This window comes from Soonwooa sp., assembly GCF_030151385.1.
Classification (GTDB): Bacteria; Bacteroidota; Bacteroidia; order Flavobacteriales; family Weeksellaceae; genus Soonwooa.
In genome coordinates this window covers 20358-45765 of record NZ_JASLDS010000070.1, presented here as the reverse complement: position 1 = coordinate 45765, position 25408 = coordinate 20358, and the positions used below count along the sequence as shown (strand labels likewise).

Below are 25408 nucleotides of genomic sequence, written 5' to 3'. Positions count from 1 at the left end.
AACTCCCCAAAGATGAGCGATATTTAGGTCTGCGAAACCTAATTTTTTAGCTTCAAGTAAAATATCTTTGTTGAATTTATTTTCTTTAATTGTTGTTTCAAAATCAATTAGTTTTTTGATTTTCCAAATAAAGAATTTATCAATTTTGCTCCATTCTACAATCGTTTCCCAATCGTAACCTCTTCGCAAAGCATCACCAATGATGAACAATCTTTCGTCATCACAAACTCGAATTCTTCTTTCGATTTCTTCCGCTGTTAAAGCTTCTGCTTGCTTGGTTTTAAGTCCGATATGTCGAATTCCTGTTTCTAAAGAACGAATCGCTTTTTGCAAAGATTCCTCGAAATTTCGTCCGATTGCCATCACTTCTCCCGTTGCTTTCATCTGTGTTGAAAGTCTTCTATCAGCTGTTTCAAACTTATCGAATGGGAATCTTGGGAACTTTGTTACCACATAATCCAAAGCAGGCTCGAAACAAGCGTAAGATGTACCAGTAACAGGATTCATGATTTCGTCAAGTGTTAAACCCACAGCAATTTTAGCAGCGATTTTCGCAATCGGATAACCAGTCGCTTTCGATGCTAAAGCCGATGAACGCGAAACTCTCGGATTCACCTCGATGATATAATAATTGAATGAGTGCGGATCCAAAGCCAACTGAACGTTGCAACCACCTTCAATTCCTAAAGCTCTAATGATTTTAAGTGAAGCATTTCTCAACAACTGATATTCTCTATCAGAAAGTGTTTGAGACGGCGCCACAACAATAGAATCTCCCGTGTGAACTCCCACTGGATCTATGTTTTCCATGTTACAAACCACAATTGCATTGTCGTTGGCATCACGCATTACTTCGTATTCTATCTCTTTGAAACCTGCAATTGATTTTTCAATCAAACATTGGGTTACTGGAGAATATTTTAGTCCTAGTTCAGAAATTTCTCTTAATTCTGTTTCATTGGAAGCGATTCCACCACCAGTTCCTCCCATTGTAAAAGCTGGACGAACGATAACTGGATAACCGATTCTATTCGCGAAAGCCACCGATTCCTCAACTGTGTGTACAATATCTGAATCTGGAACTGGCTCATTTAATTCACGCATCAACTCACGGAACAAATCTCTGTCCTCCGCTCTGTTAATCGCAGAAAGCTTGGTTCCAAGAACTTCAACTTTGCATTCTTCAAGGATTCCAGATTTCTCTAATTCAACCGCCATATTCAGTCCGGTTTGTCCTCCCAAAGTCGGAAGAAGCGCATCTGGACGCTCTTTTCTGATGATATGACTCACAAATTGAAGCGAAATCGGCTCGATATACACTTTATCTGCGATTTCCACATCCGTCATAATCGTCGCCGGATTGGAGTTGATCAAAATAACTTTGTAGCCCTCTTCCTTTAAGGAAAGACAAGCCTGAGTTCCCGCATAATCGAATTCGGCAGCCTGACCAATAATGATGGGACCTGAACCGATAACTAGGATGGTTTTTATGTCGTTTCTTTTCATTTTTATAGATGCTAGAGCCATGAGCCAAGAACCGAGATTCACGAGCCAAGGCTTTTAGATTTACATAATTAACTTATTTTTAAATGAATAAATCATTTTTTGAATTTCGGAAATTTCTTTCAAAAGACTTTCAATTTTTTCAGATGATAAAAGATTTAGTTCTTTTGTTAAGATGAGTTGCGTTTGTAACTCAAATGCAGATCCTAACGAAATTCCGAGAAAGTGATTAAATTCTTTATTGCTGTTTCTTCCTGAACCTTCAGCAATATTTGATGAAATTGAAATAGCTGCACGTTTCATTTGAGATATTAATCCAAATTTTTCGTCATTTGGAATATCCTGACAAACCAAATAAACTTGTTTTGCTAATTGAATAGACTTTTGCCAAAATAGTAAATTCTCAAAATTGTGCATTTTTAATCGATTTTTAGATTTTTACCTCTTGGTTCTTGGCTCTCGATTCTCGGTTCATCAAATCAATAAACTCATCAAACAAATAATTCGCGTCTTCTGGACCTGGACTTGCTTCTGGATGGTATTGTACAGAGAAGCAAGGGTGAATTTTATGTTTTACACCTTCGTTGGTTCTATCGTTAAGAGCGATGTGAGTTTCGATTAAGTCTGTGTTTTTCAAAGAATCTTGGTCAACAGCGTAACCGTGATTTTGAGAAGTTATTGCCACCGTATTTTTTTCTAAATCTAACACTGGATGGTTTCCACCTCTGTGTCCGAATTTTAGCTTAAAAGTTTTAGCACCACAAGCCAAAGCGATTAATTGATGTCCTAAACAGATTCCGAAAATTGGAGTTTTTCCTAAAATTCCGCGAATCATTTCCAATGCATGAGGAACATCTTCTGGATCGCCAGGACCGTTAGAAAGCATCACACCATCTGGATCCATCAAAAGAATTTCTTCTGCCGTTGTGTCTTGAGAAACCACAGTGATGTCGCAATCTCTTTGAGAAAGCTCGCGGATAATACCCAACTTAGAACCGAAATCCACCAAAACAACTTTTAAGCCTCTTCCTGGAGCAGCGTAAGGTGTTTTTGTAGAAACCACTTCCACTTGGTTGGTCGGGAAGTTTGTTCCTTTTAATTCTGAAATTACTGCAGCCTCGTCCGCATCAGCGTTAACGATTTTTCCTTTTACAACACCTTTGTTACGAAGAATTCTCGTTAATTTTCTGGTGTCGATTCCAGAGATTCCGCTTAAATTTTTCTTTTGGAAAAACTCATCCAAATCCATTTGTGTTCTGAAATTTGAAGGTAAATCGCAAACTTCTTTTACAATTAAACCTTTGATTGCGGGTTCGATACTTTCATAATCGTCGCGGTTGATGCCGTAATTTCCAATTAATGGATACGTCATACAAACGATTTGTCCGCAGTACGATGGGTCAGAAATCAACTCCTGATAACCTGTCATTCCTGTGTTGAAAACCACTTCTCCATCGGTATCCAAATTGGCTCCGAAACCTGTTCCGTGGAATACTTCACCCGATTCTAATATTAATTTCTTTTTCATTTTTCTTTCTTACACATTGTACGATGTAAAATGTACAAAGTATTTTATTAAATTATTATTTCAAACGTACTAAGTACATTTTACAATTTATTCAAACTCAAATCCTTTTTGTTCCAAAGCGTCTTTTAGAATTGCCATTCTTGCATAAACGCCGTTTTCCATTTGTTTAAAAATCCTCGAACGCTCGCATTCCACCAAATCTGTATCAATTTCAACGCCTCTATTAATTGGTGCCGGATGCATAATGATAGCATTTGGTTTCATTAATTTTTCACGTTCTTTGGTTAAACCATATTTCTTATGATATTCTTCAGCTGTAAAACTCATTTTCGCATCGTGCCTTTCATGCTGAATTCTCAACAACATTAAAACGTCAACTTCTTTAACCACTTCGCTAAAACCTAAAAAAGTCCCATTAATAATAGCGCCTTCATCAAACCATTTTGATGGACCCGAGAAGTAAACTTTCGCTCCTAAGCGACGTAAAGCTTCAGCATTAGAGTTAGCCACACGACTGTGTTTAACATCACCAACAATCCCAATTTTAAGACCTTCGAATTTTCCAAATTCCTGATAGATTGTCACCAAATCTAGCATACATTGAGAAGGATGATTCCCTGTTCCGTCGCCAGCGTTGATAATCGGAATATTGATATTCTTCAAATCTTCATAAAAGCGATCTTGCTTGTGACGAATCACAACCAAATTAACACCCAAACTTTCAATTGTCTTAACAGTATCATAAAGACTTTCGCCTTTGTTAACCGAACTGTGCGATGCATCAAACGGAACTACTTTAAGTCCCAATTTTCGCTCAGCAATGTCAAAGCTTGTTTTAGTTCTTGTACTATCTTCAAAAAACAAATTCGATACAAAAATATCTTGCTTGGCTTTGAAGCTTTTTCCATCTGCGATTTCCAAGGCATCTTGGATGATCTTGTTAATCTTTTCTTGGCTAAGTTGTGTAATATTAAACATCTATATTTTGAGTTTTGAGCACAAAAAAAGCGAGGACAACAATCCTCGCTTTAATTAAAAATATCGTAAAGAGCGCTTACGCCCGGTAAATCTAATGATATCAATAATGCTTTTTTCATTAGCTGCAAAGATAAACTTTTCTATTAATTCTCAAAAATATTTTTCAGAGTTTTTAACATTTTTTATCATACTGTTGTTTTTGTTAACATTTTTTATATTTTTGTTAAAAATCATAAATCATGGATGCTAAAGACAGAATGATTCTAAGTATTCTTCAACAAGATTCTACATTATCAGTAAAAGAAATCTCGGAAAGAATAGGACTTACCTTCACCCCAACTTACGAGCGAATCAAACAACTCGAAAAACAAAAAGTAATCGAAAAATATGTCGCTTTACTTAACCGCGAAAAGCTCGGACTTAACATTATTGTCTATTGCAACATAAGACTGAAAGAACAATCCAAAAAAGCTTTGGAAGCCTTTGAAGAACACATCGAAAAATTCGATGAAGTCCAAGAAATTACCAGTCTTTCTGGTGAATACGACTATATGTTAAAAATTATCGCAAAAGACATTAACTCTTACAACGACTTCGCTGTTAATGTCATATCAAATTCGCCGAATATCGGCTTGTATCACAGTTCTATTGTACTGCATGAAGTAAAGAAAACTACTACTTTCAAACTTGACTAAGCCTGAAGTTTCGTAGCAATCTTATGGAATTGGTGCGCAACCTCATCTAAACAAAGATTTCCGATGCTGCCTTGGTGGCTGTGTTGGAGATCTTTGATATCGTAATCAAATTCTTGATTTTCGATGGCATTTCCTACACTGACATAAGCATCTCGAAAAGAAGCACCAGCTTTTACCTCTTCATTAATCTTCTCCACGCTGAAAAGATATTTGTATTTTTCATCTTCTAAAATCCCATCTTTAACTTGGATATTTGGAAGTGTGTAATTTAGGATTTCTAAACATTCCTTTAAAGAATCAATTGCTGGAAACAAAATTTCTTTTGTAAGCTGCATATCGCGATGATAACCCGATGGCAAATTATTGGTTAACAAAATCAATTCATTTGGAAGTGATTGTATACGATTGCAACGCGCTCTTACCAACTCAAAAATATCAGGGTTTTTCTTGTGTGGCATAATGCTACTTCCTGTAGTAAACTCTTTTGGAAAGCTTATAAAATCAAAATTTTGACTTAAATACAAACAAACATCATAACTAAATTTGCTTAAAGTTCCTGCTAAAACCGATAAAGCTGAAGCCAACAATTTCTCCGATTTCCCACGTGTCATTTGTGCATAAACCGAATTATGATTCATTGACGTAAAACCTAATTTGGAAGTTGTACTCGCTCTATCAATTGGAAATGACGAACCATAACCAGCAGCGGATCCCAAAGGATTTTTGTTAATAATATTCTTAACTGACAAGAGCAATTCAGCGTCATCCAATAGCGATTCGGCATAAGCGCCAAACCACAATCCAAAAGACGACGGCATCGCAATTTGGAAATGCGTGTAGCCAGGCAACAAAACTTTCTGATGTTGTTCTGCCAACGAAATTAAAGTTTGGAATAAAATATCAACCAAAGCTGAAATCTCACGAATCTCTTGCTGTAAATAAAGTTTGATATCCAACAAAACTTGATCATTACGGGATCTTGCTGTATGGATTTTTTTTCCGGTATCACCTAATTTTTCTATTAAAATCGCTTCAACTTGGGAATGTATATCCTCAGCTGACTTATCGATTTCGAAATTACCAGCGTTAATATCTTCTAAAATAGTATCTAAAACCGTCAGCATTGCTGTTGATTCTTCATGAGAAATCAAACCAACTTCTGCTAACATTTTGCAATGCGCCATCGAGCCGATGACGTCGTATTTTGCTAAACGGTCATCAAAATCCAAATCCTTACCAACAGTAAATTTGTTGACTAAATCATCTGTTTTGGATTGGTCTTTCTGCCAAATTTTTTTCATTTTTTATATTTAAAAGATTTTTAGTTAATGGTCTTTGGTTGACAGTTGTCGGTCATTCGTAAATCTAAAATATTAACTCGTTAATTATGATTCGTAAATCGAAAATCAAAATTCTGAAACCAGTTAGTAGTCGCAGCCCAGCCTGAGCGGAGCTCTTTTTGTTTCTGCAATTCCGAGGAACGAGGATTGCAAAAACAAAAAAGCGGGAGCGGAGGATGGAAATAGCTGCCCAAATAAAAAAACTATAAAACCTGTTCTAAAATATTGATGTAAATTTCGATGCCGTCCTTGATTTCGGCGATGTAGATAAACTCATCTGCCGTGTGCGAACGCAGGCTGTCGCCAGGTCCCATCTTGACCGAAGTGCACGGAATAATCGCCTGATCGGACGAAGTCGGCGAACCGTAAGTTGTCCTGCCAAGCGCCAAACCAGCCTGCACAAAAGGATGCGCGATTTCGATTTTTGAGGAATTAAGTCTAAACGAACGCGCCGTAAGCGTGGATTTCATTTCGGATTGGATGATGTCGAAAACTTCTTTGTTGCTGTATTCATCGGTTACACGAACATCCAACGTGAAATTGCATTTTTCGGGCACTACATTGTGCTGTGTCCCTGCGTTAATAACCGTTAACGTGACTTTGACATCGCCAAGATATTCTGAGGTTTTCTCGAATTTGTAGTTTAGGATATGTTGCAAATCTGCCATGCATTTCACAATCGCGTTGTCGTCGTTGGGATGCGCAGCATGAGACGCCGTGCCTTGCATCTCGCCATCAATTACCAAAAGTCCTTTTTCGGCAATCGCCAAATTCATTTTTGTTGGTTCGCCAACAATCGCCAACTCAACGTTTGGAAGTTGTGGAAACAAAGCTTCGATGCCGTCCAATCCAGAGATTTCTTCCTCAGCTGTCAAGGCTATAATTAAGTTATGCGACAGATTTTCTTTTTCATAAAAATGAAGAAACACTTGCGACATCGCCACCAAAGATGCTCCAGCATCGTTGCTTCCCAATCCAAAAATTTTCCCGTCTTTTTCGACTGGGATAAAAGGATCCATCGTGTAAGCTTTATTTGGCTTCACAGTGTCGTGGTGAGTGTTAAGCAAAATTGATGGTTTGGAAGCGTCAAAATTTTTGTTCGTTGCCCAGATATTGTTTTTGCAACGGTTAATTGCCACGCCTTTCTCCTTAAAAAAACTCTCTATAACCAGTGATACATCGTACTCTTCCTTGCTAAGCGAAGGCGTCGCAATCATCTTTTTTAAAAGTTTAGTTGCGTTGTCGAGCAGTTCGTCGATTTGGTTAACAGATTTCAGTTCCTTGGTTATCATAAATTATATGTTCTTGTAGTTTGGTTTCGTTAATTAAAAAAATCTTTTGCACACCATTTTTCTTTGCGAGTAAAGCATTTTCTATTTTGGGGAGAATGCCTTTATGTATTTTTTTCTCTTCTTTAAGTTTTAAAACATCATCTTCGGAAAGCACTTCTATCAAAGTTGAATTATCGTTAACGTCTTCTAAAACGCCATCTTTGTCAAAACAAAATAACAGTTCAACATCGAATTTTTTTGATAAAGCTTGTGCCAAAACGGAAGCGATAGAATCGGCATTTGTATTGAGCAAATCGCCATGATGATCGTGCGTAATTGCAGAAAAAATGGGAATTAAATCTAATTTTAAAAACTTACGAATGAGTTTTGAATTCACGCTTTTACGATTGACATCACCAACAAATCCAAAATCTATTTCTTCGACACTGCGTTTTTCAGCTTGAATTAAATTAGCATCTGCACCTGTAAATCCCATCGCATCGCAATCTAAATTCTGAAGTTTCGCCACAATACTTTTGTTGATTTTTCCCGCATACACCATCGTCGCAATATCCAAAGTCTGCGCATCGGTCACACGTCTGCCGTCGACCATCTGCTGCGGAACGTGAAGCTTTTCTGCCAAAGTGCTGGTGAGCTTTCCGCCGCCGTGCACTAAAATTCGTTTTCCAGAAATTTTTGAAAATCTATTTAAGAATTGATCTAGCGCTTCCTCGTCATCGATTAAGGCACCGCCAATTTTTATGATATACAATTTTTCTTTCATTTCGGATTTATGTTTTTGTGATAGAGATTATTCTGTCTTTCCTTTCGCCTCTCCTATCTATCGTGTTCCTGTTTTAAAATTTATTTTAGTTCGTTTAAGATTTCGCTGAAAACAGTTTGCGCTGAGAAAATTCGGTTTTTTGCTTGTTGATAAATAATGGAATGTTTGCTATCCATCACTTCATCACTTAACTCCAAATTTCGTCGTACTGGCAAACAATGCATTACTTTCGCATCGCTGGTTGCTTTCAACTTTTCTAAACTCAATAGCCAGTCTTCTTTAACCTCTGGCATTGCTGTATAATCTTCAAAAGACGACCAGTTTTTGACATAGATAAAATCGGCATCTTTTAGCGCTTCATCTTGATTGTGGAAAACTGGTGTGTCTTTTACAAAATTTGGATCCAAATCATAAGCCTCTGGATTCGCAATTACAAAATCAACATCCAATGCTTGCATCCATTCTGTAAAAGAATTTGCCACCGCATGCGCAATTGGCTTAACATGTGGCGCCCAAGTTAAAACGACTTTCGGCTTCTTTTCTTGTTTCCAATTCTCGGTTATTGTAATGCAATCCGCAAAACTCTGCAATGGATGACGCGTCGCCGACTCTAACGAAACGACTGGCAGTTTTGCATGTTTTTCAAATTGGCTTAAAATGCTTTCCGTTATGTCATCTTCCTTGGATTTCATCCCTGCAAAACAACGCACCGCAATGATGTCACAATATTGATTTAGAACTTCAATCGCATCTTTAATATGCTCGACTGTTCCGCCATCCATAACCACACCATCATTGTATTCTAGATTCCAAGCTTCTTGCGCAGCATTCAACATTAACACATTTAAGCCCAAATTCTGTGCTGCAATTTGGCTGCTTAATCTCGTTCTTAAACTTGAATTAAGAAATACCAAACCTATTGTTTTTCCATTTCCTTTGTTAGGCTCTGCCAAAGGATTTGCTTTAATTTCTAAAGCCTTTTTTATCATAGATTGAAGATCATTAATATCTTCAACACTTGTAAAATTTTTCATTTTGAAATTTTTGATAATTTTAAACAACAGCCTCCTCCGACGTCATTTAAAATATATCTTTCATGATGAAGGCTGTTCTAACTTTAATTTAAATTTTGAAGAATATCTTCTAAAGCAGTGATAAAAATATCCGCTTCTTTTTCGGTGATGTTAAGAGCTGGCAAAATCCTCAATACATTTTTGTCATTTGCATTTCCTGTGAATACAAAATGCTTTTTTAACAAAGCAGAACGAACTTCTGCACAAGGCTGATCCAACTCAATTCCCATCATCAATCCACGTCGCCTAATGGATTTGATATGTTTAAAGTTTTTAATTTTATCTTCGATATAAGCGCCTATTTTTTCAGCGTTTTCAATAAGGTTTTCGTTCTTAATAACGTCGAGAACTGCAATACCTGCCGCACAAGCCAAATGATTTCCGCCGAAGGTTGTTCCCAAAAGTCCGCTACTCGCTTTGAATTTTGGACTAATTAAAACCCCAGCAATTGGAAAACCATTTCCCATTCCTTTTGCTGTTGTGATTATATCTGGTTTAACGCCAAATTCTTGATGTGCAAAGAAATAACCAGCGCGACCATATCCAGACTGCACTTCATCCAAAATCATTACCGCATCATTGCTATCGCACAAACTTCTGATACTTTGAATGAAGTGTTCATCTGGCAAATTAATGCCTCCAACACCTTGAATTCCTTCAACAATTACAGCACTAATCTCGTTGGTCTTAAATATAGTCCCTAAAGATTCGACATCGTTCCAAGCACATTTGATAAAATTATCGGAAGCATTAACAGGTGCAACAATTTTTGGATTGTCTGTCACCGCAACCGCTGCCGAAGTACGACCATGAAACGAGTCTGAAAAATAAATCACTTTTTTCTTCCCATTGTGGAAAGATGCTAATTTTAAAGCATTTTCGTTAGCTTCAGCACCCGAATTACAAAGAAATAAACTGTAATCTTGGTAACCAGAAAGCTCGCCTAACTTTTCAGCCAATTCCACTTGCAAATTATTCTGTACAGAGTTGGAATAAAACGAAATTTTTTCTAACTGGTCTTTTAATTTTTCTTGATAATATGGATGATTGTGCCCAATCGAAATTACCGCATGACCTCCATAAAAATCTAAATATTGTTGTCCTTTGTCATCCCACAGAAAAGAGCCTTTCGCCTTTACTGGATTAATGTCAAACAATGGATATACTTCGAATAAATTCATTTTTTCTTTTTGTTTTTTTTTTGATTTCTTGTTTTAAATATTAATATCTCTTTACTCGATTTAAAACTAAAACAGAAATCTCCTTTTTTTAAATTTAAAAAGCAATTGGTTTAAGATTTAATCCTAAGGTTTCTTCCCAACCCATCGCTAAATTCATATTTTGAACTGCTTGTCCTGATGCGCCTTTCAACAAATTATCAATAGCAGAATGCACTACGGTGAAACCGTCATTTTGCTCAATTTCAATAACACACTTGTTTGTATTAACGACTTGTTTCATATCTAAATGTCCATCCGCTATCTGAACAAATTTCGCATCCTCATAAAAGTCCTGAAACAAAGCTTTGACTTCTTCTAAACTTTTATCGCACCTTATCGTTGAACTTGTAAAAATTCCACGCGCAAAATCACCACGCCAAGGCACGAAATTTAACTTTACATCATTGGAGCTTTTAGAATTCAAATTCATTAAAATCTCCTCCACATGTTGATGTGTCAAAGTTTTGTAAGCGGAAATATTATCATTTCGCCAAGTGAAATGCGTTGTTGATTGCAACTTTTGACCAGCTCCTGTAGAACCTGTAATTCCAGTTGTATAAACTTCCGTCAATAACCCCGCATTCGTTAAAGGCAACAACGCCAACTGAATTGCCGTCGCAAAACAGCCAGGATTGGCTACACTTCGAGAATTTTGAATTTCAGCTTTGTTGATTTCTGGAAGTCCATAGATAAATTTTCTACCATTAAAATTTCCCTCTAAACGGAAATCATTTCCTAAATCTATAATTAAAGTTTCAGCGTCAATTGGATTTTGAGTCAGCCAATTTTGACTTTCTTTATGCGGAAGACATAAAAACAAAATATCAACTTTCTGAAGTTCGTTAGTCAAAACAGCATCACAAATCCCTTGTAAATCTGGGTAAATCTCCGAAATTCTGACACCTGAATTTGAACGACTAAAAAGACAAGTCGTTTCAACTTCGGGATGATAAGCTAAAAGACGAACCAACTCGCTTCCCGTATATCCGTTTGCTCCAATAATGCCAACTGTTTTTTTCATTTTTTGTTTTTTTCATCATTGATAGGAAATAGGAATCACCACTCAAATCATTTTGTTTATTCGTATTCGATAGGAGTTGTCTCCTATCCTACATTAAATCGTCCCGCTGGGACTCCTTTGGATTTTTTAATATGAATACGAAATCTTCCTATTCTTTGTTAAACCGTCCCTTAGGGACTTATTTTGCAATTATATTTTTTTGCAGCGAATTGCACGCAGCCCAACCTGAACGGAGCGTTTTTCTTTTTTTCAAAAAAAAAAAAAAAAGAAAAAGCGGGAGCACTGCGACAAGCTCAGCACAAGTTCGGGCGGAAAAGTTGCCCAAATCTTTAAAACTCTAACTGTTAATTTGATGATAAATCGTTAAAGCATTACTCAAAACTTTAGTAAATCCTTTAACATCATCTCCCGTCCAAGCGCGATTGGCTTCGCCATAGCTTCCGAATTTATCAGACATTAAATCGTTTTCGGACTCAATTCCGTTTAACACAAATCGGTAAGGATAAAGCGTTATAAATACTTTACCGTTAACTGTCTTTTGAGAATCGTTAAGAAAAGCTTCGATATTTCTCATCACTGGATCTAGGAAAAGCGCCTCGTGAAGCCAGTTTCCATACCAATCTGACAATTGCGATTTTATGGTTTGTTGGTATTTTGAAAGCGTGTGTTTTTCCAAAAGATGATGCGCTTTAATCGTTACCAATGCAGCAGCAGCCTCGAATCCAACACGTCCTTTGATCCCCACAATCGTATCGCCAACGTGGATGTCACGGCCAATTCCATAAGGACTTGCCAAAGATTCAATCTTTTGAATCGCAAAAACTGAATGCGCAAAAGTTTCGCCATTAACAGCGACAATTTCACCGTTTTTGAATTCTATTTCTAGTTCAGATGGTTCTTGTTTTTCAACTTGTGATGGAAACGCATCTTCGGGAAGACTGTGACGCGATTTCAAAGTTTCTTTTCCTCCGACTGAAGTTCCCCAAAGTCCTTTATTAATTGAGTATTGCGCTTTTTCGAAATCGATATCAAAGCCATGATTTTTCAAAAACTGAATTTCCTCTTCTCGCGATAAAGACATATCACGAATCGGCGTAATAATTTCCATTTCGGGACACATCACTTGGAAAATCAAGTCAAACCGAACTTGATCATTCCCCGCACCAGTACTGCCATGTGCAATTGCAGAAGCTCCAATTTCTTTAGCATATTTCGCAATATTCTGTGCTTGCACTGTTCTCTCAGCACTTACAGAAAGCGGATAAGTATTATTTTTTAGGACATTTCCGAAAATTAAATATTTAACACAATCGTTATAGTACTCTTTTTCAGCGTTAATAAAAGTATAAGTTGCCACACCTAGTTTTTCGGCGCGAGATTTTAATTCAACCTCATCTACATCATTAAAACCTCCTGTATTAACAGTTACAGCGTGAACTTCGTAACCCAAAGTTTCACTTAAATATTTTGCACAATATGAAGTATCAAGTCCACCACTAAACGCCAAGACCACACTTTTCTTCATCTTTCGTAATTTTTGAATTGTTAGAATTAAATAAAGCTCGCTCTTTGTTCGGTGTATACAACATCGCCGTACATAGGCAATTTTCTCTATTTTTACTTTTTAACACATCGTAGTTGACACAACTTTTGCAGCCTTCCCAAAAAGTATCGTCTTTCGTAATCTCCGAATATGTTACAGGTTGATATCCTAAGTCATAGTTAATCTTCATCACCGCAAGCCCTGTTGTTAGACTAAAAATTTTAGCTTCGGGATATTTCTCGCGAGACAATTCGAAGATTTTCGCTTTCATCATTTTAGCGACACCTCTTTTCCTAAAATTGGGAGAAACAATCATTCCAGAATTTGCTACAAATGCACCATCACTCCATGATGACAAATAACAAAATCCCATCCAGCGACCATCGTCTTCAATCGCCAAGACAGCACTTCCTTCCAGCATTTTTTGACACAAAAACTCTACTGTTCTTTGTGCAATGCCAGTCCCTCTAACTTTGGCCGAGTCCGCCATCTCCTGTTTGATTTCCTCTGCGTAATGCAAATGTTTTTCTGAGGAAACTTCTATTTTCATTGACTTATATCTAATTAAAGCTGCAAATGTAAAACATAATAACTTTACAAAACAAATATTTTAGATATTTTTTGTTTATTAAATTTTAATTAAAGATTTTTTATCTAAATAAAATTTAATTTTAGATCATAAAACACTAAATCCGACAGAAAAATTTAAAACTTCTAGATAAAATTTCTTTCACAACAAAAAAAAATACTGAAAACAAGGCGTTTTAAAAGGCGAATTAAATTTTAGCCCAAAAGAAGAAACTTAAGAAAAGTTGAGTAATTATTCATCAAGAAATCCTTGAACAAATCTTTATGTTAAAACAGTTTAAAATTTTGGATTGAAACTCAATTTAAAAGTCAAAAATTCTTAACTTTAAAACTAGCATAAAAACAAAATAGAATTTATCAAAAAAGTCCTGATAATAACTATTACACCAAATATGTAGAATTGCTAAATATAAAATGAAAAAAGATGAATGCAGACCAGTTAGTTCAGCAAAGTAAAGACAACAAAGAAGAATTCTGGAAAGAGCAAGCCGAAGCAGTCAGCTGGTACAAGTTTCCTAAAACAATAACCTCTCCTGACGAAAATAATTACAACCAATGGTTTGCAGATGGCGAACTCAATATGTGTCATCTCTGTATTGACAAACATATCGAAGATGGTTTTGGTGGCCAAGTTGCCATTATATACGACTCTCCCGTTACCAACCAAAAGAAAACCTACACATTTTCGGAAGCCAAAGAAGAGATTTCAAAACTTGCAGGAGGATTAGAATCTTTAGGTCTAAAACAAGGCGACACCGCCATTATTTACATGCCGATGATTCCGCAGACGATGTTCGCTATGTTGGCTTGTGCAAGAATTGGTGTGATACACAATGTTGTTTTTGGAGGTTTTGCACCACAAGAATTGGTTGTCCGAATTGACGATTGCAAACCCAAAGTCTTAATTACCGCAACTGCTGGCGTCGAAATTGCAAAGCGAATTCCGTATCTTCCTTTGGTTGAAAAGGCCATCGAACTGGCACAAGACAAAGTTGAAAATATTATCGTTTTTAATAGAAATCTTGTCGAAAATAAAACCGAATATTTTGAAGGTACCATCGATTACGAAGAATTGGTTTCAAAATCTCGTGCCGTTGATTGTGTTTCGGTAAAGTCGACACATCCTTTGTACTTGCTGTATACTTCTGGAACGACGGGAAAACCAAAAGGAATTGTTCGCGACACTGGTGGTTATGCAACAACTCTTAAATTTTCGATGAAGTATATTTATGGAATTGAAGCTGGCGAAACTTTCTGGGCTGCCTCGGATTTTGGTTGGGCTGTTGGTCACAGTTATAGTGTTTATGCACCTTTAATCAACCGTAATGCAACTGTAATCTTTGAAGGAAAACCTGTGATGACACCCGACGCAGGAACTTTCTGGCGCATTATTCAGGATTATAAAGTTTCGATAATGTTTACAGCACCTACTGCAATCAGAGCTATTAAAAAAGAAGACCCGAATGGAGAATTGGTCAAAAAATATGATTTATCAAGTTTAAAAAAGCAATTCCTCGCTGGCGAACGTTGCGACGTTGCGACTTTGGATTGGTTTGACCAACATATCGGCGTGCCAGCCATCGACCATTGGTGGCAAACAGAATCTGGGTCGCCAATGTTGGGATTGATGACAGGTTTTGACGATTATAAAATTAAAAGAGCTTCGGCAGGAAAACCGATTCCTGGTTATGATATCAGAATTTTTGATGAAAACGGTTACGAACTCGACGCCCATCACGAAGGTTATTTAGCGATAAAACTTCCGCTTCCTCCAGGTGCTTTGCTTGGCGTTTGGAAAGATTATGAAAGATTCGAAAATAGTTATCTATCACAGTTTGATGGTTATTATTTCTCTGGCGATGGCGCGATTGTGGACGAAGATGGTTACGTTTTTATCACTGGACGTGTAGACGACGTCATTAATGTTGCTGGACACAGATTGTCAACTTCCGAAATGGAAGAAGTTGTGTCGTCGCATCCCGATGTTGCCGAATGTGCGGTTGTTGGTATCGACGATGACCTGAAAGGTCAAATTCCTTTTGCTTCGGTTGTGATTAAAAATGGCTCCGAAATCTCCGAAGAGCAAGTTGAAAAAGAAGTCATCCAAAAAGTGCGTGAAAAAATTGGTGCTGTAGCTAGTCTTAAAAATGTGATGGTCGTTAAAAGATTGCCCAAAACCCGTTCTGGAAAAACCCTGCGAAAGTTAATTCGTACGATTTTGGACGGCAAAGAATTCCAAATTCCATCGACTATTGATGACGAAAGCATAATCGATGAACTTATCGAAAAAATTAAAATTTATAAAAAATAAAATCCTCATTATATATGAACAATTATCAAATAAAAAATCTTCCCGAATACTTTAAACAATACAAAAAGTCCATCAAGAATCCTAAAAAATTCTGGGACAAAATCGCCGACGAAAATTTCGTTTGGTACCAACGATGGAGCAAAGTTGTAGAATTTGACATGGAAGAAGCCAATATTAAATGGTTTAAAAATGCAAAACTCAACATTACCAAAAACTGTCTCGATCGTCACTTAGAGTCTCGCGGTGAGAAAACAGCCATTATTTGGGAACCTAACGATCCTAAAGAAGAAGCCCAGCACATCACTTATCGTGACTTGCACGAACGCGTTTGCAAAATGGCAAATGTCCTTGAAGAAATGGGTGTAAAACGTGGCGATCGCGTTTGCATCTATCTTCCGATGATTCCAGAACTTGCTGTTGCAATGTTAGCTTGTGCAAAAATGGGTGCAGTACATTCTGTTATTTTTGCAGGATTTTCAGCTTCTGCAATCGCTTCACGAGCAAACGACTGCGGCGCAAAAGTTATTATTTGTTCCGATGGAAGTTATCGTGGTAGTAAAGCCTTAGACCTAAAATCAATTGTTGACGAAGCGCTAAACTCTTGCGAAACCGTAGAAAAAGTGATGGTTGTAAAGCGTACCAATGGCGCCGTTAATATGAAAGAAGGTCGCGACTTTTGGATGGACGATTATTTAGCAAAAGCTTCTTCCGATTATGTTACTAAAATCATGGATGCCGAAGACCCTTTATTTATCCTTTATACATCAGGTTCGACAGGAAAACCAAAAGGCATGCTGCACACTTGCGCTGGTTATATGGTCTATTCGGGATTTACGTTTAAAAATGTTTTTGACTATCAAGAAAACGATATCTATTGGTGTACGGCGGACATTGGCTGGATTACAGGACACTCTTACATTTTGTACGGTCCATTAATTAACGGTGCAACAACGGTAATTTTTGAAGGTGTGCCAACCTATCCAGAACCTGACCGTTTTTGGGAAGTTATCGAAAAACACAAAGTCACTCAATTCTATACGGCGCCAACGGCAATTCGTTCTTTAGCAAAAGAAAATGTTGAATGGGTAGACAAACATGATTTATCGAGCTTAAAAGTAATTGGTTCGGTTGGAGAGCCTATCAATGACGAAGCTTGGCATTGGTTTAACGATCATGTTGGTAAAAAGAAATGTCCAATTGTCGATACTTGGTGGCAAACAGAAACTGGCGGAATTTTGATTTCTCCTCTTCCATTTGTGACACCGACAAAACCTACTTATGCGACGCTTCCACTTCCTGGCGTACAACCAGTTTTAATGGACGACAAACGAAACGAAATCACAGGAAATCAAGTTACTGGAAATCTCTGCATTCGCTTCCCTTGGCCAGGCATCGCAAGAAGTATCTGGGGCGACCACCAACGTTATAAAGAAACTTACTTCACGGCTTTCCCAGGAAAATACTTCACTGGTGATGGCGCATTGCGAGACGAAGTCGGTTATTACAGAATTACAGGTCGTGTGGACGACGTTATTATCGTTTCGGGACACAATCTTGGGACTGCTCCGATTGAAGATAGCATCAACCAACATCCAGCAGTTGCCGAGTCCGCGATTGTCGGCTATCCGCATGACATCAAAGGAAATGCACTTTACGGTTATGTTATCTTGAAAGAAACTGGTGAAAGCAGAGACCGCGAAAATCTTAAAAAAGAAATTAATCAATTAATCTCTGACCAAATTGGTCCTATTGCGAAACTTGACAAAATACAGTTTGTGTCAGCGCTTCCAAAAACGAGATCTGGAAAAATTATGCGTCGTATTTTGAGAAAAATTGCGGAAGGTGATTTCAGTAATTTCGGGGATACATCGACATTGTTAAATCCTGAAATCGTGGACGAAATTAAAAACGAAAAAATTTAACGTTCTTTAAGTTTGTAGTTGTTCGGTTTTTGATAATCTAAAAATATAACACCAAAAAAAATCAAATTATGGCAAGTATTATTACAGGATTATTTAATAATCACAGCAACTACAAAACTCTAGAAAACGACTTAGAAAATGCGGGAATCGAAAATTCTCAGTACATCGTTTACCTTAACAACAGCGGTGACGAGCATTTTTCGGCGAGTGTACAAGTTAGAGATGACGCTCATGCAGATTCGATTTCAGAAATTTTTAATAGAAATGACGTTAACAAAACCTACTTGTTTAACAATATGACAATTGAAGAAGCGAGTAATTTTGAAGATCTTAAAAAAAGAATTTCGGTTTTAGCCAACGCACAGGTGCCAACCACACCAGATGTTAACATTAAAGGAACAAGTTCTGGAATGGACTCTCAGGTTAAATCTCAGTTTTAAAAACAAAAAAAGTCCAAAGTTATTAGCTTTGGACTTTTTATTTAATGCTAAGAGAATTAAGCTCTCAATTCAGCATTGTATTCTTTTTGGAAAGACTTAATTAGCGAATTCATCACTTCCGAAATGTCTTTATCTTCCAAAGTTTTTTCTTCGTTAAGAAGTTCAAAACTCATGGCGTAAGACTTTTTACCTTCTGGTAGATTTTTACCTTCGTAAACGTCGAACAAGTTGATTTCTCTTAAGAAAGGCGATTTGTTCTTTCTCGCCAATTCGTATAATTCTCCATAAGTCACAGACTTGTCAACCAACATTGCTAAATCTCTTCTAATCTTGTTAAATTTAGGAATATCAACAAACTTAAAGTTCCCAGTATTTCTTAAAGATTGACAATTTTCCAATTCGATCTCTGCATAGAAAGCATCTTGATCCATGTCCGCATCTTTAAGCAAAGCTGGCGCCACTTTTCCTAATTTCACCAAAGTTTTGTCACCAGAAACAATTTCTAAAGCATCAGAAAAACGTGCATCTTCCAAAGCTCTTTCTGTTGTTTCGATGTTTAATTTATCAAGAAGAATTTTAACATAAGCTTTCAACATAAAGAAATCTGTAGCACTTTTTGGTTGCAACCAATTTTCGGAAACGTTTCTTCCCGATGTTAAAATCGCCAGTTGCTTTCTTTCTTCATATTTTTCGAATTTGTGATAAATTTTCCCTAATTCAAAAAACTTAATATCTGGATTCTTACGATTAATATTATAAGCCGCATTTTGCAAAAGTCCTTCTAACAAAGATTTTCTCATTGTCGAAAGTTCATTACTTAGGGGATTAAGAAGCTTAACAGCGTTGGTTTCGTCTTTAACAGAAGTCAAAGAGTTGTTCATCACTTCATTAAAACCTTGACTTTGCAAAGTTCTTGCCCAAGCGTTTTCTAAAGCATCTTGATCATCCAAATGCAAGCTAACCGTTGTGAAAGATGTTTTCTTCGGCGCTTCAATTTTGTTGTAACCATAGATACGCAAGATTTCTTCGATAACATCAATTTCTCGCGTTACATCCGCACGATATGCAGGAACAGACAATTCTAGTCCATTTGCGATTTCGTTAAGAACAGTAATTTCTAGAGATTTTAAAATCTCTTTTATTTTTTCACGGTGAATTTTAACACCTAAAATTTGATCAACTTTAGAATAACGAAGCACCACATAGAAAGGTTCAATCTTCGTTGGATAAGATTCCAAAATTTCACCAACCAATTTACCACCAGCAATTTCCTCCAACATTTTAACAGCTTTTGTCAAAACTGTTTTTGTGTTATTAGGATCAACACCTCTCTCAAATCTGAAAGAAGCATCGGTATTAAGTCCATGCGCTTTAGAAGCTTTTCTCACCGCAACTGGATTGAAGTAAGCACTTTCTAAAAATATCTTAGTCGTAGAATCCGACACACCACTTTCTTCACCACCAAAAACACCTGCAATACACATTGGCTTTTGGTTTCCGTCTTTAATCATGATTTCGGTGCCTTTCAACTTGCGCTCTACGCCATCCAAAGTTTTGAAAACCGTTCCTTCTGGCGACTTCCCAACAATCACTTTGTGACCAACGATTTTATCAGCATCAAAAGCGTGCAAAGGCTGACCATAACTGTGCAAAATATAATTGGTAATATCCACAACATTGTTAATCGGCGCAAGACCAATCGCTTTTAATCTATCTTTAAGCCAAGATGGTGACTCTTCAACTTTTAGTCCTTCAACAACAGCACCAAGATAACGTGGCGTCAATTCTGAATTTTCGATATCGATTTGGAAATCGTGAGAACCTTCCGAAGTCAAGACCACAGTCGACAATTTTTCTAACTCTGACGGAAAAGCATTGGATGACAAATATGCGTGCAAATCTCTTGCTACACCATAATGCGACATTCCATCTGTACGGTTTGGCGTTAAACCAACTTCGTAAACTTCATCATTAATTAACTCAAAATACTTTGCGAAATTCTCTCCTACTTTATATTTAGTTTCATCCAAAACCATGATGCCGCCGTGATCGTCTGACAAACCAAGCTCGTCCTCAGCACAAATCATCCCTTCTGAAACTTCGCCACGAATTTTTGCTTTTTTAATTTCGAAAAAGTTTCCGGTTTTATCATATATTTTAGTTCCAACAACGGCAACTGGCACAGTCTGTCCAGCAGCAACATTTGGAGCACCACAAACAATTTCTAGGATTTTTCCGTTACCTACATCAACTGTCGTTTTGCTTAACTTGTCTGCATTGGGATGTTTTTCGCAAGTCAAAACTTTCCCTACAACAATACCTTCTAGGTTTCCTTTAACGCTTTCGTACTTATCGATAACTTCTATCTCCAGACCAATATCTGTAAGAAACTGACCGATTTTTTCCGTAGTCAAATTGGTTTTAATATAATCTTTAAGCCAATTATTTGAAATTTTCATTTTTCTGAGTTTGAATTTTTAGAAGGCTGATATTTTATTATTAAATTTAATAAAAACTCAAAAACGCTTCTGTAATAAAATCTTATTTTAAACAAAATTTGAGACCTGAATTTTTCAAATCTCAAATTGTTATTTTCTGTTTTTTAAACTTTATAATCCGATAACCGGCATTGATAACATCAAGATGTTTTCGTTGTCTTCGAGTCCATCAATCGGCTCGATGATACCTGGACGATTCGGTTGAGACATTTTGAAAGTGATATCGTCAGCACCCAAAACAGATAACATTTCTGTTAAAAACTTAGAGCTGAATCCGATGTTAATATCTTCTCCGTTATAATCGCAAGGGATTTGCATATCCGCTTTGTTTGCAAATTCTGTATCCTCCGCATGCAAATGAAGAACATTGCCCGAAAGCTTGAATCGCACTTGGTTTGTAGATTTGTTCGACATAATCGAGGCTCTACGGATAGAACTTAATAACAAACTTCTGTTAATCGTTAATACATTTGGATTTTCTTTAGGAATAACCGCGTTGTAGTTAGGATATTTCCCATCAATTAAACGACAAATCCAAACATTGTTACCAAACGTGAACTTCGCCATATTTTCGTTAAACTCAATAACAACTTCATCAACCGAATTGTTAAGGATATTTTTGAAAATCGCCAAAGGTTTTTTAGGCATGATGAATTCCATTGGTTCTGCATTTGCAAGATCTGTTCTCTTGTAAACCACCAATCTGTGAGAATCCGTTGACACGAAGTTGGTTTCGTTTTCAGCAAATTGGAACAAAACACCTGTCATCACCGGACGAAGCGAATCGTTACTTGTCGCGAACAATGTATTGCTCAACGCATCTGCCAAAACGCCACCTGGCATAACCACTTTTTGAGAAGCGTCAAATTCTGGCAATTCTGGATAATCTTCTGCATTGTCAAGTGCAACAGAGAAGTTATCTTTCTCGTCCAAAATTTCTAATACGCTACCATTACCTTCTGGTGCATCCTTCACGACTAATGTCAATGGTTGTTCGCCATAAGTCTTTAGGAAATCTTGGAAGATTTTGGCAGGAACCGCCATTTTTCCAGCATCGTCGGACATCACCTCGATAGAAGTTATCAAAGTTGTTTCTCCGTCGGAAGCTGTAATTCTTAAATTATTTTGATCTAATTCAAAAAGATAATTTTCCAAAATTGGTCTGGATTGCGAACCAGAAATCACACCACTAACCGTTTGTAAGGCTTTTTGCAATTCGCCACTGGCAACAATAAATCTCATAAAAGCTAATTATTTCGATTCACAAAGATAAAAAATTATGGCAAATTGGCGGTCTGATTTGTAATTAATTACCAAGAGTGAGTTTAAAATTTTATCGAAACATAAAATTAACAAGTCACAAAAGCATCTATGCTAAATTTTCAATGCCCTTTTGCGCCTATTTTTCATTTCCTTTTTTTGATTTAGCCCGCTAAATCTTCAAACACGAAACAAAAAATCCATCCCAAACTGCTATAAAAATTTTAGCAATAAAATTTAAACAGACTCTACAATTTTAGGATTTATCTATATTTGTAAAGAATTTTAAGATTTAACAAAAAATAAAATTTTTCTCATGAAAAAACCAGCTTTACATAAGAGTTTCTATTATACTTTTAAAGGTCTCTTTTGGTTGTTAAAAAACGAGAGAAATTTCCAAATCCATTGCTTGGGACTTTTTGTTAACCTCATCTTGATTTTCTATTTCAAACTACAAACTTGGGAAATTATCGCGATTCTTAGCGTGACTTTTTCTGTTATGGTTGCCGAAGCACTAAACACTTGCATCGAGCAAATTTGCGATTTTATCGAACCCAATTTTGACAAACGCATCGGCATTATAAAAGATGTTGCTGGCGCCGCCGTTTTAATCGCTTCTATCCTAGCAGTCGTTGTTGGCGCAATAATCTATTGGAAATACATCTTTTCCTAAAATAGAAAAACCAATCCGAAGACTGGTTTTATTTATTAAATTTTAATAACCGTGAAGGTCGATATCTTCAGTATGGATAAGGTCAACTCGTTTACCCATTTTCTTCTGAATAACCCTAAAATGTTGCAAATCGTCGTGTGTCAAAATCGTAATCGCCGTTCCTTTTTCGTTGGCACGTCCCGTTCTACCAATTCGGTGGACGTAATCCAGCGGAGATCGCGGCAGCTCGTAATTGATAACACAAGCCAAATCGTCAATATGAATCCCTCGTCCGATAAGATCTGTCGCCACCAAAATCTGAACTTCGCCTTCCTTAAAACCCTTAAGATTCCCTGTACGAGCACCTTGAGATTTTTTACCATGAATAGCCGTTGCAGGGATTTTATTCTTCTTTAGTTTTTCAACCAAATTATCAACATTTCTTGTAGAAGACGCAAAAACCAAAGCTTGCTGAATATTTTGTTCTTTAATCAAATATCTCAAAAAAGGTCCTTTTTGCTCAGGCTCCACCAAATAAGCCAATTGCGTAATATTGTCGATATTAACCTCTTCAGCTTTTACCTCAACCAAAGTCGGGTTAATCGTTAATCGTTTTTTAATCTCGTCGACCTTTTCGTTGAGCGTCGCAGAAAACAGCAAAGTTTGTTTAGCAACAGGCATCATTTTGAAAAGTTTATTCATCTCTTCCTCAAATCCCAACTGGAACATTTTGTCCGCTTCATCCACAACCAACTGAGAAATTTTAGAAATACTCAACGCATTATGATCGATCAAATCCAACAATCGTCCCGGCGTCGCGACAAGCACTTCTACGCCGTACATTCCTTTCATTTGAGGATTGATAGAAACGCCGCCATGCACCGCCATCGTTTTGATATCACGTTTCAAAGTCGGGATAAAAGCATTGAAAACCTCTTCTATCTGTATAGCCAATTCTCGTGTCGGCACCAACACTAAAACCTGAATATTACGGTCTTTCTTAACGTCTCCATTCTGCAATTTTTCTAAAATAGGCATTACAAAACTCGCTGTTTTACCAGATCCCGTTTGCGCGATTCCCATAAGATCTTTTCCAGACAAAATAACGGGAACAGCTTGCTCCTGAATTGGAAAAGGTTTTAGAAAACCCAATTTATTGACAGATTTTATAATATTGTGCGACAATCCTAATGACTCAAACGACATATTTTCTTATTTCTGCAAAGGTAAACTAATAATAATTAGGCATCAATTCGACTATTTTTATTATTTAACACCTCAAGCTTTTTTTGTTTTTGGGCGTTCCCTTCGGTCGGGCTTTCCGCTACAATCTTTGCTTTCAGCAAAGGATTTTCGCTGCAATCCCTAACGCGATTTTCCGCGCCATAGATTTATTCTGGTCTTCAAGGCGCGTTTTCTCTAGATTTTAAAATATTTTCAACATCGTCAAGTTGAAAACCTTTAGCTTTTAAAAGAGTTAAATAATGATACATCAAATCTGCGGCTTCATTTAAAAACAAATCATCATTGTTGTCTTTTGCTTCAATAACCAATTCCACAGCTTCTTCGCCCACTTTCTGAGCAACTTTATTGATTCCTTTTTTGAACAATTGATTGGTGTAAGATTCCTGTTCATCAAAATCGATTCGATCATTGATAGTTTGTTCTAATTCATAAATAAATCCATGATTCGAAACTTCATTAAAACAAGTCATAGAACCTGTATGACAAGTCGGTCCGTGCGGTTTTGCCTTTATTAAAATCGTGTCGTTATCACAATCAACAGCCATTGATTTAACTTCTAAAAAAAAGCTAGACTCCTCGCCTTTAGTCCACAATCTATTTTTAGTCCTCGAAAAAAATGTCACTTTTCCAAGTTCTTGAGTTTTATTAAAAGCATCCTCATTCATATAACCTAACATCAAAACCTGATTATTAAGATAATTCTGAATAATCACCGGAACCAAGCCGTCATTAGATTTATTAAAATTGATTGTCATCGTATTGCTATATTTTGTTGTTTTAAATAATTTTTAAGTTCAGGAATCGGAATTTCACCGAAGTGAAAAACACTCGCCGCCAATCCGCCGCTCGCTTTTGTCTTGTTAAAAACTTCCGCGAAATCTTCCATTTTTCCAGCGCCGCCAGAAGCGATAACAGGAATATTAACACTTTCGGAAACTTGTTTTGTAATATCTATTTTGAAACCCGCCTTTGTCCCATCACCATCCATCGATGTTAACAAAATTTCGCCGGCACCAAGAGTCTCCACCTTTTTCACCCAATCCAAAGTTTCCCAATCAGTTTCTACTTTTCCACCATTCACAAAGACTTTTTGTGTTCCGTTGACATCACGCGTATCCGCTGCAACAACCACACATTGTGAACCAAACTGAGCAGCTAAATCGATTATCAATTGCGGATTTTTTACAGCAGAAGAATTCACAGAAACTTTGTCTGCACCAGCATTAATCACTTCAGAAGCATCTTCTACTGAATTGATTCCACCACCAACAGTAAACGGAATATTTATAGTTGTGGCAATTTTCTCTACCATTTCGGCAAGTGTTTTTCGTTTTTCTAAGGTTGCCGAAATATCTAAAAACACCAATTCGTCAGCGCCTTCATCAACATATTTTTTTGCCAATTCAGCAGGATCGCCAGCGTCACGCAAGCCAATAAAATTAACACCTTTCACCGTTCTTCCATCTTTTATGTCAAGACACGGAATTATTCTTTTTTTCAACACTTTTTTTATATTTACGATTACTTGATTTTAGA

The 25408-nt window shown here is 36.9% G+C and carries 22 protein-coding genes; 5 read left to right on the top strand and 17 right to left on the bottom strand.

Annotated features, from left to right (window positions below; all coding sequences use genetic code 11):
• The 4 genes from carB to Q1V95_RS13255 form a co-directional block, all read right to left on the bottom strand.
• Positions 1 to 1506: carbamoyl-phosphate synthase large subunit (gene carB, locus Q1V95_RS13270; RefSeq protein WP_300674879.1), on the bottom strand; the 1506-nt coding region annotated here is incomplete at its 3' end.
• Between the two features lie 60 nt (positions 1507 to 1566).
• Positions 1567 to 1920 carry a four helix bundle protein gene (locus Q1V95_RS13265; RefSeq protein ID WP_300674877.1) on the bottom strand — a complete coding sequence of 118 codons (354 nt, stop codon included), beginning with the start codon at positions 1918 to 1920 and terminating at the stop codon, positions 1567 to 1569.
• 13 nt (positions 1921 to 1933) lie between these two features.
• Positions 1934 to 3031 carry a carbamoyl phosphate synthase small subunit gene (locus Q1V95_RS13260; RefSeq protein ID WP_300674875.1) on the bottom strand — a complete coding sequence of 366 codons (1098 nt, stop codon included), beginning with the start codon at positions 3029 to 3031 and terminating at the stop codon, positions 1934 to 1936.
• A gap of 87 nt (positions 3032 to 3118) precedes the next feature.
• Positions 3119 to 4009, bottom strand: a complete 891-nt coding sequence (locus Q1V95_RS13255; protein ID WP_300674873.1) for an aspartate carbamoyltransferase catalytic subunit — start codon at positions 4007 to 4009, stop codon at positions 3119 to 3121.
• A 239-nt stretch (positions 4010 to 4248) separates the two neighbouring features.
• Between Q1V95_RS13255 and Q1V95_RS13250 the strand changes: the two genes are divergently transcribed.
• Positions 4249 to 4704 (top strand): Lrp/AsnC family transcriptional regulator, encoded by a 456-nt coding sequence (locus tag Q1V95_RS13250; protein WP_079666277.1) that lies wholly within the window; start codon positions 4249 to 4251, stop codon positions 4702 to 4704.
• Here Q1V95_RS13250 and argH read toward each other — a convergent pair.
• The 8 genes from argH to Q1V95_RS13210 form a co-directional block, all read right to left on the bottom strand.
• Complete coding sequence (gene argH, locus Q1V95_RS13245) at positions 4701 to 6005, bottom strand: argininosuccinate lyase (RefSeq protein WP_300674871.1); 1305 nt, start codon at positions 6003 to 6005, stop codon at positions 4701 to 4703. The genes Q1V95_RS13250 and argH overlap by 4 nt on opposite strands.
• A gap of 242 nt (positions 6006 to 6247) precedes the next feature.
• The gene (locus Q1V95_RS13240; RefSeq protein ID WP_300674869.1) at positions 6248 to 7336 is read right to left on the bottom strand and encodes a M20 family metallo-hydrolase; all 1089 of its coding nucleotides are present in this window, start codon (positions 7334 to 7336) and stop codon (positions 6248 to 6250) included.
• Entirely contained in the window at positions 7308 to 8099 is a 792-nt protein-coding gene (gene argB / locus Q1V95_RS13235) for an acetylglutamate kinase (protein ID WP_300674867.1), read from the bottom strand. The genes Q1V95_RS13240 and argB overlap by 29 nt, the downstream gene beginning before the upstream one ends.
• An 80-nt stretch (positions 8100 to 8179) precedes the next feature.
• Entirely contained in the window at positions 8180 to 9133 is a 954-nt protein-coding gene (locus Q1V95_RS13230; RefSeq protein ID WP_300674865.1) for an acetylornithine carbamoyltransferase, read from the bottom strand.
• An 83-nt stretch (positions 9134 to 9216) separates the two neighbouring features.
• Positions 9217 to 10353: an aminotransferase class III-fold pyridoxal phosphate-dependent enzyme gene (locus Q1V95_RS13225; RefSeq protein ID WP_300674863.1), complete on the bottom strand. Its 1137-nt coding sequence runs from the start codon at positions 10351 to 10353 to the stop codon at positions 9217 to 9219.
• A 94-nt stretch (positions 10354 to 10447) separates the two neighbouring features.
• On the bottom strand, positions 10448 to 11413 hold the full coding sequence (argC, locus tag Q1V95_RS13220; protein ID WP_300674862.1) for an N-acetyl-gamma-glutamyl-phosphate reductase: 966 nt from the start codon (positions 11411 to 11413) through the stop codon (positions 10448 to 10450).
• Between the two features lie 337 nt (positions 11414 to 11750).
• Entirely contained in the window at positions 11751 to 12938 is a 1188-nt protein-coding gene (locus Q1V95_RS13215) for an argininosuccinate synthase domain-containing protein (RefSeq protein WP_300674859.1), read from the bottom strand.
• The gene (locus Q1V95_RS13210) at positions 12910 to 13506 is read right to left on the bottom strand and encodes a GNAT family N-acetyltransferase (protein ID WP_300674857.1); all 597 of its coding nucleotides are present in this window, start codon (positions 13504 to 13506) and stop codon (positions 12910 to 12912) included. The genes Q1V95_RS13215 and Q1V95_RS13210 overlap by 29 nt, the downstream gene beginning before the upstream one ends.
• A gap of 462 nt (positions 13507 to 13968) precedes the next feature.
• Between Q1V95_RS13210 and Q1V95_RS13205 the strand changes: the two genes are divergently transcribed.
• The 3 genes from Q1V95_RS13205 (at position 13969) to Q1V95_RS13195 (ending at position 18217) form a co-directional block, all read left to right on the top strand.
• Positions 13969 to 15855 (top strand): AMP-binding protein, encoded by a 1887-nt coding sequence (locus Q1V95_RS13205; RefSeq protein ID WP_300674854.1) that lies wholly within the window; start codon positions 13969 to 13971, stop codon positions 15853 to 15855.
• 14 nt (positions 15856 to 15869) lie between these two features.
• Positions 15870 to 17777 carry an acetate--CoA ligase gene (gene acs, locus Q1V95_RS13200; RefSeq protein ID WP_300674852.1) on the top strand — a complete coding sequence of 636 codons (1908 nt, stop codon included), beginning with the start codon at positions 15870 to 15872 and terminating at the stop codon, positions 17775 to 17777.
• A 68-nt stretch (positions 17778 to 17845) separates the two neighbouring features.
• Positions 17846 to 18217 carry a hypothetical protein gene (locus Q1V95_RS13195; protein ID WP_300674850.1) on the top strand — a complete coding sequence of 124 codons (372 nt, stop codon included), beginning with the start codon at positions 17846 to 17848 and terminating at the stop codon, positions 18215 to 18217.
• A gap of 56 nt (positions 18218 to 18273) precedes the next feature.
• On the opposite strand, the gene pheT is transcribed toward Q1V95_RS13195, so the two are convergent.
• The gene (gene pheT, locus Q1V95_RS13190) at positions 18274 to 20676 is read right to left on the bottom strand and encodes a phenylalanine--tRNA ligase subunit beta (protein WP_300674848.1); all 2403 of its coding nucleotides are present in this window, start codon (positions 20674 to 20676) and stop codon (positions 18274 to 18276) included.
• 150 nt (positions 20677 to 20826) lie between these two features.
• Positions 20827 to 21957: a DNA polymerase III subunit beta gene (gene dnaN / locus Q1V95_RS13185; RefSeq protein WP_300674846.1), complete on the bottom strand. Its 1131-nt coding sequence runs from the start codon at positions 21955 to 21957 to the stop codon at positions 20827 to 20829.
• 334 nt (positions 21958 to 22291) lie between these two features.
• Between dnaN and Q1V95_RS13180 the strand changes: the two genes are divergently transcribed.
• A complete protein-coding gene (locus Q1V95_RS13180) occupies positions 22292 to 22648 on the top strand; it encodes a diacylglycerol kinase family protein (protein WP_300674843.1) in 357 nt (118 codons plus the stop codon).
• Positions 22649 to 22690: 42 nt separating this feature from the next.
• Here Q1V95_RS13180 and Q1V95_RS13175 read toward each other — a convergent pair whose 3' ends face one another.
• From Q1V95_RS13175 to hisF, 3 genes are all read right to left on the bottom strand, one after another.
• Positions 22691 to 23833, bottom strand: coding sequence for a DEAD/DEAH box helicase (locus Q1V95_RS13175; protein ID WP_300674840.1), 1143 nt, complete (start codon positions 23831 to 23833; stop codon positions 22691 to 22693).
• Positions 23834 to 24030: 197 nt separating this feature from the next.
• Positions 24031 to 24627, bottom strand: a complete 597-nt coding sequence (gene hisIE / locus Q1V95_RS13170) for a bifunctional phosphoribosyl-AMP cyclohydrolase/phosphoribosyl-ATP diphosphatase HisIE (RefSeq protein ID WP_300674837.1) — start codon at positions 24625 to 24627, stop codon at positions 24031 to 24033.
• Entirely contained in the window at positions 24624 to 25376 is a 753-nt protein-coding gene (hisF, locus tag Q1V95_RS13165) for an imidazole glycerol phosphate synthase subunit HisF (RefSeq protein ID WP_300674834.1), read from the bottom strand. The genes hisIE and hisF overlap by 4 nt, the downstream gene beginning before the upstream one ends.
• Positions 25377 to 25408 lie beyond the last annotated feature (32 nt).